Source organism: Aureispira sp. CCB-E (assembly GCF_031326345.1).
Taxonomy (GTDB): Bacteria; Bacteroidota; Bacteroidia; order Chitinophagales; family Saprospiraceae; genus Aureispira.
On record NZ_CP133671.1, the window covers coordinates 7,100,164 to 7,110,955 of the forward strand.

The following is a 10,792-nucleotide window of genomic DNA, read 5'->3' on the forward strand; positions in this document are numbered from 1 at the left end:
CGAGAAGGTTTTTTTTATTAAGTAATTAAATGAAAGCCCAGAGAATAAGCTCTATTTGATACTTTTTCAGTGTAAAACCTCTAGATAATCACTTAACAATTCCCTACAATAACAAACAGAGCTTCATGCACTTATTGCACAAAGCTCTGTCCTATTGAGTAGTTTATCTTATTTGTTTAACGCAACAAAATAATATTACCTTTAAGCTGCTCTGTATGTCCATCTTTAAACAAGACATCGGCATACCAAGTATATGTTCCAGAAGGAGCTGGACGACCACGATAGATTCCATTCCATCCTTGTTCTGGTACATTAATCTCCAAGTTGTTGCCCTCAAAGACCAAAGTTCCCCATCTATCGTACACTCTAAAGATCGTTACGGTCTGAACTTTTGAACCACCTTGAATAAAGAAGTAATCATTCACCCCATCTCCATTTGGCGTAAAGCCTGTTGGAGCATTCGCTCTTCTTAATTTGGTTACTTCTATCATGACAATACTATCCACTGAACAGCCATTGCTATTTGTTGCTGTAAATTGATATTGTACCGCATCCTGTGGTCTAATTCCAAAGCTAAAGCTGCTGTCTGTTACCAAGCCCATTGCCCCAGAAATTTGTTGCCAACTGTAAGTCACTCCTACTGTATCGTTCAAACTAGCTGCTATCGTTAAGCTATCCAAGTATTCGATGGTTGTATCACCTGTCATACTTGTGATAAAGAATGGATCTGCATCTTCTACCACCAACATGGTATCGGCAACACAGCCATTTTCATCTCGAACCGACAAGGTATAAATTCCTGACGCCAAGCCAGAGAAGATATTGCCATTTTGCCAAGTACTACCATCAATACTGTATTCTAACAAACCAACTGTCACTGTTCCTCCTGATCCAAATGCGGTCAAGGTTCCTGTTTGATCCCCTGCACACAATGTGCCTGTCGTATTGCCTGTAATAGTCAATTCTTCTGGCTCTACGATGGAGATGCTTGTTGTTTCAAAACAACCTCTACTATCGGTCACCGTTACATCATAAGTACCTGGTGTCAAATTACTCGCTGTACGTGTTGTCGCACCATTGGACCAATTGTAGTTGTAAGGACTCGTTCCGCCAGTTGCTGTCACTTGTGCAGCTGCATTGCCATCTCCATAACACAAAATGCTATTGGTAGAGGCTATGCTCAAGCTAATTGGAGCAGGCTCTGTAATCGTGTAGTTAAACGTTTCTTGACAACCATCGGCATCCGTTACCGTTACCGTATAATTACCAGCCCCCAAGCCTGTCACAGGATTGCTCACCATTCCATTTGACCAGCTGTAATTCACCAATACTTTGTTCGAACCCGTAATGTTGATGGAACCATCGGTCAAACCATGGCAACTGATGTTGCTCACTGTTTCTGTTACCGTGATGGGCGTTCCTTCTGTTAAGGTTACCGTTGCCATTGCCGTACAAGCATTGGCATCTGTAACAATTACCGAAATAGCTCCTGCACTCAAATTCGACGCATTTAATCCTACTTGTCCACTTGGATCAGTCCAAACATAGGTGTAAGGTCCAACTCCACCAGAGGTAGCATTTACGGCAACAGCTCCATTACTTCCTCCAAAACAAGAAACATGTTGTAGAACGGTGGCACTAACTGTCAATTCTGTTGGTTCTCCAATCGTACTGGTTAGTTCTAAAGAACAACCATTGGCATCGGTCACGCTTAGGTTGTAGGTGCCTGCGGGTAAACTATCGGCAACAACAGTTGTTTGAACCGGTGTGCTATTCCATGCGTATTGATAAGGTCTTGTTCCTCCTGTGATAACCGCTCCCAATTCTCCAGTAGAAGAACCGAAACAAAGCGCATTGGCAGCTGTAATATAACCACTCAAAGCATCGTTTGGCTCATTGATGGTAAAGGTATCAATATCAAAACAACCATTGGCATCACTGACCGTAACAGTTTGTACACCCGCCGATAAGCCTGTGGCATTCGGGCTATTTTGTCCAGGAGCACCACTCCATTGGAAGGTGTACCCACTCGTTGGTGTTCCTCCTTGTACTGCCAAGGAGGCTGTTCCATCATTACCACCATGACAAGAAACATCGGTTGTATTAATAATGGTTGCTTGCACAGCGGTTGGTTGTGTTACTATTGCCGTAGCCATTCCAGTACAGCCATTCGCATCGCTTACCGTAACGACATAAGTACCGCCAGCTAAATTACTCGCTGTTGCCGTCGTTTGACTGCCTGCCGCAGCATCCCATTGATAGGTGTATGGTCCAACACCACCACTAACGGTGGCTGTCGCACTTCCTGTCCCTTGTCCATTACAAGTGGCAGGAGTTGTACTGCTGATGGTTGCCAAAACAACCGAAGGTTCACTAATCGTGACGGTTGTTTGTGCCGTACAGTTGTTCGTATCGCTCACCACGACTGTGTAAATGCCCGCACTCAAACCTGTTGCTGTTGCTGTGGTTTGGTTGCCTGCTGCGGCATCCCATTGATAAGTGTAAGGACTGGTTCCTCCAGTTCCTTGAGCCGTGGCTGTTCCTGTTGCCGTGCCATTACAACTAGCATCGGTTTGGGCACTAATACTAGCACTTACTGCCGTTGAGGGTTGAGTAATCGTCACACATTCTACATGCGTACAAGCATTGGCATCGGTGATCGTCACACAATGTACGCCTGCACTTAATCCTATGGTCGTGGCGGCACTGCTACCATTCGACCAACGATACACATAAGCGGTCAAGCCAATTGGTGTTCCGCCACTACCTTGTGCTGTAGCACTGGTGGTGCCACCAAAACAGTCGATAGGATCAGCACTAATGCTTCCTGTTAGAACGGTTGGTTCGTTGACATTAAACACCTCCACTCGATCACAACCATTGGCATCGGCTACCGTTACGGAGTAGACGCCTGCTGCTAAACCAGTCGCTGTAGCGGTTGTTTGAACAGGAGTCGTTGACCAAGTATAGGTATAGTTGCCAACACCACCACTTGGATAAGCTGTCGCACTTCCTGTTGCCGTCCCGTGACAAGAAACATCTGTCACGATAACTGAATCAATTAAAACAGAGTCGGGTTCTCCAATAGAGATGGGCAGTGCAATCTCACAGTTGTTTCCATCTCGTACAAAAACGGTGTAAGAACCTGCTCCTAAATTGTTGTAAGTATTGATATTGCTAAAGACATTGCCTGTTTGACCAGGTCCTGTAATTTTATATTCATAACCATTCACTCCTAAGGTTCCTGTTCCAGGAGTGGCATTGACTAAGATTTGTCCGTTGGCATCTCCATGACACAAGACATCAACAGCGGTGTAGGTGGCTGCTAATTGTACTGGGTCAGCAATGGTAATGCAAGTATCCATTTGACAACCGGCTACATCGGTGACGGTGACACAATAAGTCCCCGCTACTAAACCATTGATGTTGGCGGTATTTTGTCCTTGTGGGCTCCAAACATAGCTGTAACCACCACTGCCACCAGCCACAACCACACCAACCGATCCATCGGCAGCTCCGGTACAACTAATGGCAGCACCATTGTAGTTGCTTAGAACTTGTGGATTTAATGTGATAGCTGTTGGTTCGGTTAAGACAGAACCTGTGCTCACACTACAACCATTGGCATCGGTTACCGTTACGGTATGTGCTCCAGCACAAACGTTGGTGGCGATGCTTGTATTTTGTCCGTTGCTCCATTGATAGGTGTAATTTGGTGTTGCTCCTTGTGCATCTACTTCTATGCTACCATCACAACTTCCATGACACGATGGATTTAGTTGATTGATGATGGCGGCAGTTAATACCGTTGATGGTTCAAAGACCGTAGCACTACCTAAAATGGTACAACCATTAAAGTCAGTTACAGTTACTGTATAAGTTCCTACTGTTAGATTACTTGCTGTAGCAGTTACCTGTCCACCACTTCCAGTTGATGGATCCCATTGATAGCTATATGGGAAGGTTCCGCCAGTAACTAAGGCTGTTACCGAACCATCATTTCCGTTTTTACATTGTACCGAATCTACATCAAATCCTAGTTGTAAAGCCGTTGGCTCTGTAATAATTACGTTTGCTGTTACGGTACATCCATTGGCATCGGTTACGGTAACACTATGTGTATTGGCATCTAATCCTGTTGCCGTTGCGGTATTATCTCCATTACTCCAGTTATAAGTATATGCTCCGACACCACCAGTTAGACTAATGGTTGCTTGTCCATTTGAGCCACCAAAACAACTCACGTTGATGGTAGAGAAATTGATATTACTAAAGCCTGCTGGTTCGTTCACCTGAATACAAGTATCAACCGTACAACCATTCCCATCGGTAACCGTTACACAATGCAACCCTGCTGGTAAACCTGTTGCCGTTGCTGTCGTTTGTGCACTGCTATTCCATGCGTAGCTAAAGCCTCCGACACCACCACTAGCATTGATCGTCGCACTTCCGTCAGAAGCTCCGTTACAGCTTGCCGATGTACTTGATACGGTAAAGCTGATAGGTTGTCTTAAAACATTGATAGTTATAATAGAATCACAGCCTGTTACTGTTTGCAAATGAAAGGTAGTTGTTGTACCTGCCATTAATACTTGACCATTATAAGTAATACTATTTCCAGCACAAATAATAGTATCTATCACCCTATTAAAGGTGTCCATCCCTTGTACATTAATCGTAACTATAGAATCACAGCCTCCTTGTGTTTGAAGATAAAACTTAGTACTCGTATTTGGAAGTAACTGTTGTCCTCTATATAAGAGACTATTACCATAACAAATACTAGTATCTAAGATTATATTAAATGTATCTAATCCTAATACATTCACAAAAACGAAGGAATCTAAGCCATTGTTTGCTATATAAGCAAAGGTATCTATTGTTCCTGGTGATAGATTATTACCTTCATACACAAAAAAGGTTCCTTGGCAAATTGAAGTATCTATTATAGTAAAGATATTACAAGTATCTATCGATATTGTAAAAGTATCTACAGAAAAACAACCTATAGAATTGCTTGTAACTAATGTATAGGTCTTTGAAAGTGTAGGATAAAACTCTGGATTCGAACAATTGTTACAACTAATATCTTGATTGGGAAACCATTGATAAGTATAATTGTTATTTAAATTCAAATTCAAAGTATCCCCTTGACAAATTGAGGTATCCACTAATGCTGTTAAACCAATTGTATCTATGTTTATTATAATACTATCTCGAAGTGTATCTCTACATTCATTAATTACTTCAACCCAATACACTCCTGAATCATATACAGTTAAAGTAGAATCTGTAGTATTATTCTGCCATAAATAATAATCAAAACCAGTTCCTGCATTCAAGGATAGTACAGCATTTTCACATAGTATAGTATCTGATCCTAAATTTAACGTTGGACTAATTATCCTAAATATAGTACTATCTATATTATTTAAGTAATTACATTCCAAAATATTTGTAATTGGGAAATCTGTACTAAAGCTATAGATAGGCGCTCGACTCCCATTATCATTAATAACAACATAAAAGCTAGTCGCAGCTTTACTCGCTTTTACATTTAACAAATAACAAGAATCCTTCTCAATATTTTGCCCCAATATATAAATAGGTGCAATTAAATTAGCTGTTGGAGTAGTACTAGGATTAGCATCATAAATAGCAATAGGGGTCTGATAAGATAAACTGTTGCTCCCTTCATTGCAAATATTCAACATTAGAATAACGCTATCCGAACTACAAGAAACGGCATGGATATCAACTGTTGCATCTGCAACAAGAAGCTCTGTGTTAGAATACTGGTTTAAGAAATTATTCAATACACAACTATCTCCTACTAAATGATGCTTTTGTTGAACTACAGGGACAGTTAAATCATCATTAATATTGGTATAAGCATAAGCGTGCTGGTTCCAAATATTTCGCGCAGGTCCCCAACGAGTTATACTAGATTCAAAAATAGAAATTTGTGCCATATTTGCATTTGAAGTTGTTCCACCACAATTACAAATAACTTCTGCTTCTCCATCATCGTCTACATCTGCTATAATTGGGTACTCAACAACTGTCTCTGATAAACAAGCTGTTGTCCCCATTACATTACCATTCTGACCATTAACAACATACAAATTTGTTTGATCTCTATAAAGCACTTCTTTTTGACCATCATTATTAAAGTCAAAAGCTGTACATCCTATTATTCCTGATATATCATTGTTTATCAATGACCACAATACGGTCATATCATTATCTAAAACATGCAGTCGTCCCCCTCCTAATGCTCCTGCCTGAACAGCTATTTCTAGTTCGCCATCACCGTCAAAATCAGCTACACTAGGTCGTCCAATTGGAGCTGGAATATTTGTATAGTTCCAGAATGGTCGAACTAAAGATTCTGTTTTGGGATTCCAAACATATACTCCTCTTTGAGCAGTTCCAATCTCAAAGCCAGAAACAATAACGTCCAATGTTCCATCTTTGTCAAAGTCTGCCACACTAGTAAAGCCATCTCCATGACCTGCCATTGTTTTTACAACTGTCATCGAATTAAGAGCTGAATTTGTATAGGATACAATATTAACAGCATATACATTCGGTCCCGCAATTAATTCTAATCCATTGCAGTCAGGATTACCAGCACAATCAATTGCATCAATTACATCTGCCCCTACCACTAGTCCTCCTAGGTTATAATCTATATTTTTTCCTCTCGCTCCTATTCCCGTGACTAATAGATTACCATTAGTGCTACTATAAATTCGGCGACCATACACTATTTCAGGAATACTATCTTCATTGAAATCATAAATTCCTATTGTGTTATCTCCTGAATCTATCATAGTAATCACTGACCATTTGAGTGTCCCATCATGTTCATATACACGTAAACTAGAGTCTTGCCTAATTACAATTTCACTTTCTGGATCATTATCTAAGTTTGCAATAGCAGGATAACCATTAGAAGTAGTTGAGTTTCCAAAGTTATAAGTATACTTCAGAGATCCACTTCGACCATCTATTGCAATTCCTGTTCCATCTGATCGGAACCCCACAATTTCCGTATTACCGTCATTATCAACATCTCCAGATACAGCTAATCCCCAATTAGTAACATTCTGAGTAGATTGCCAAGAAGGTTGAATTCCAAAGCTTCCTGTTGGGAAGCTGTCTGTACAGTTATTTCCTAAACAAGCTTGGTAGTTCCAATTATCACATACAACATCTCCACAGCAATCAGGATCATAACAATCTATTAAACCATCTCCATCATCATCTAAACCATTGTCACAAATTTCGCCTGAACAGGCAGTACGATTACTAAAATCAAAAATATTAGTTCCATTTGGATAAAAAGTCTCCCCTTCAAAAATAGCATAGGGATACCTAACACCTAATGTATCTCTAAGCTCATAGATCAAACTGGTATCTGCACAAAATGCAATTGTATCAGGGCATTTTTCAATTAAGTATGTATTTATAATGCTACCACTAGAATCTACAAGTTCTAATACATAATTATTTGTATCACAGACCTCATCGCAATCTAACTTTTGTACTATCATCTCTACTTTTTTGTACTGGCTAGACAAATAATTAAAACCGTCTATTTGGTCTGGCATGGCAAATAAAGCTCCAGGTATATTACTTATGTTGGGCTCTGTTCCTGTTGATAAATCAATATTAGACGGCACTAAGTTTTGAGGCATAAAATTATTAGGATTAGGGATAACATATAATGTATTTGTAATTCTCTTTGTAAAGTACAAATTCCCATCATAACATGACTCTATACTTCGAATTCCTTGCCAAGCACTCAAACAGGCTGCATTACTAACTGAACATCCAACTCCTGTAGTCATATTTAAGCTATTAGGTACTGTTTGTACCTGTAATCGCACTTCAAGAGGTCTTATTCCTAAATCTATCTGCCCCAAGTATGTTAAATTACTACCTCCACTTGAAGTACCGCCTCCATTTGTGAAATATAAAAACCTTCCATTAGGGCTAAATTCTATTTCACTAACACGACTTTCCATATTTCTTAAAAAACCTAAAGGATAAGTTGTGTTATAAGCTATTGTACTCACCATCCCTGATATATTCAATACATTAGACTGATCATTAGGTGTCCCATCTGGCTGTAATATCAAATCTCCCAAACTAATACTTTCTGACGAAGCTGTGTTAAAAAGGACAGCATCAAATAAAACAATATCTGTATAATTAATAGATTCATTTCTGCAAATAACAGCAATTTTATCTTCTGCAGAATTTAGTTCAATTGGAGAACCAGCTACTGTTAAATACCACCAGTTAGCAAATACATTTCCTGTATTAGCATCCCAAGTTATTCCTGTTGTTGTAATCAAGAACCTATCTAATGATATATTATTTACATTTACACTACGTCGACACAGATAAAGGTAATGTTGATCACTTGCCCCAGCTGCCGTTCTCGATACTGCAGCTCCATCTGTATAAGTACGAGACACACCACTTCCATCGACTAATGGCATGTCTCTTTGCAATACACTTAAGCTATTACCTCCTGTATATCGAACCCTAGAATAGAGCCAATTCGCTGGCATATAAGACCCATTAGAGCCTATAGACCCAACATCTGTCACCCATTTTTTATAAATAATATACCATTCATCATCAACTTGAGGAACCTTAATAACTTGTATTTCTTGTAAGGCTCTTATAGCATTTAATCCAGGTCCATTAGTTGTCGTATTTGTTAACAAAGGCGTGCCATCTGCCTTATAAATAAAAAGGTTATTGGCATTACTACTGCCAGTATGCAAAACATAAAAAGCTAATTCCCCACAACTATTCAAGGCAACTCCCGTTTGACCTCCATTACTTGTTGTAGACGTTATAGAATTAACAGAGGGAGTTGGGTTTCTCCAATCAACTATAGATGGATTGACATTTCCATAAGGAGCTAGAGGCCATACAGGTAACCCTGTTTGTGCCAAGCCTGTTGTTGAAACTGTAATAATAGTAGCTGCTGTAGTATCACTACAAGTACTACTTGTGGCTACCAAAAACACATCATAGGTTCCTATCGTAGGAAATGTAAAATTAAAGTTTATATTTGTCCCTTGTGAAATATTATTGACAAACCACTCATAGCTCGTTGCTCCTGTTGATGTATTATTGAATATAACCGCATCTCCTGGAGATATCTGTGTAGTGTTAGCTATAAACCCTGCCTGAGTACTACAAGTGACTATAATACTCACAGAATCTTTTTTAGTGCAATTTGGATCCCCATTTTTTGCTTCTAAAACTATATTATAAGTTCCTATTGTATTGAACATATAACTACTATTAGTAGTAGTAGCAAAGGAGACTCCATTATTAAACCATTCGTAAGTACTTGCTCCTGTCGTTAAATTATTAAAATTAACGCTTGTACCTGTTGTAATTATGGTACTACTACTTGAAAAAGCTACATTAATTGGTGTTGAACAGGGAGGCATGCATCCTTGAGAAGTCAGAAGACTAGCTCTCGCTCCTGTCAAGAAAAAATGAGCCCGAACCTTTTGACCTTGGGTAAAACGATTATAACAAGCTAAATTAGAATAATCCATATAATTTTCTTGTTGATCTGGTTGATCTCCTACCCCTCCATTAGTAACTGGTCGGAATGGATTATTGAGTGACCAATCATCTTCGTCTGTTCCGCAAGAATTCGGATTGCTTCCACAAGGTGGTCTAGCTGTAGTATTATCAGGTGGTGTATCACAAACTCGATCTCCATCAACTAGACAATTATTATTAACACATCCTCCTTGAAAAGTGTGATACAAACCTAGATAGTGCCCCATTTCATGTACTAATACTTTTGAATTGTTAGTATTAGTTCCCATATAATTAGATTCTACTACTATTCCATCTCGATTATTACCATGGGAAGAAGGGAAATAAGCATAACCAGCTACACCTCCTTGTATTTCATTCACAACCCAAATATTAACATAATCCAAAGGGTTCCAACGAATTAAGTTTTTCAATATTAAATCTTGAGTATTCCGATTTAAACTTGTTAAAGTAGATACTGTATTAGTAATTCCATTAGTATTATTACCATTGGGGTCTCGTTGTGCCAAACAAAATTGGATTTCAACATCGACACCAGTAGATGGGTTATATACTCCAACATTTGCAAAAGCATCATTTAAGTGTTGAATAGCATCCTGTACTTGGGCATTCGAAATGTTTCCAACACCATTATTATGAATCACATGTACTACAACAGGTAATGTATACAGTGTTCTACCATTCATTGACAGAGATCCTTCTTGTAGTATATTTTGCAACTGGTGCTCTAATTGATTTTGGAGTCGCTTCTCTTGTAAAGAAAGGTTATTTTGTAACTCATCAAATGCGCAAAAGCCATTGTGACTATGTGTGTGTTGTAACGAATGTGTTGTTTGTAATTCTATGTTGTTACTTAAACTCGTTAATAACTCTACTTTATTGATATAACCCAATACACCAAGAAGCCCTACTAGCAAGCTACTCGTTAGTACCATTGAAAGATAACGCATAAATATTATCAAGATTTAGTTGATTGAAAAAATTATGGGATTTAATAATAGAACGTTATCAGTTGTTCCGTATGTAGTGATTTTTATTTGGTGTCGCAAAGATATGCCTTTTAACAATATCTTACAATTATCTCTGACAAGACTTTAAAAAAATAATCATTAATTTTTGTAAAATTAATCTGCCTCACATATAAAGTTTAAAAAACTTATTTACGTTGATGTCTATATATTAACAT

General features: G+C 38.8%; 1 protein-coding gene. It reads right to left on the reverse strand.

The genetic code is table 11. The features are described 5' to 3' along the window. Nucleotides 1-176: 176 nt before the first annotated feature. Nucleotides 177-10,556 (reverse strand): M43 family zinc metalloprotease, encoded by a 10,380-nt coding sequence (locus tag QP953_RS27445; RefSeq protein ID WP_309553537.1) that lies wholly within the window; start codon nt 10,554-10,556, stop codon nt 177-179. Nucleotides 10,557-10,792: the final 236 nt, after the last annotated feature.

What these genes read in the sequence shown, in the direction of transcription:
- QP953_RS27445 (WP_309553537.1), bottom strand. Translation starts at nt 10,556, where the DNA reads ATGCGTTATCTTTCAATGGTACTAACGAGTAGCTTGCTAGTAGGGCTT.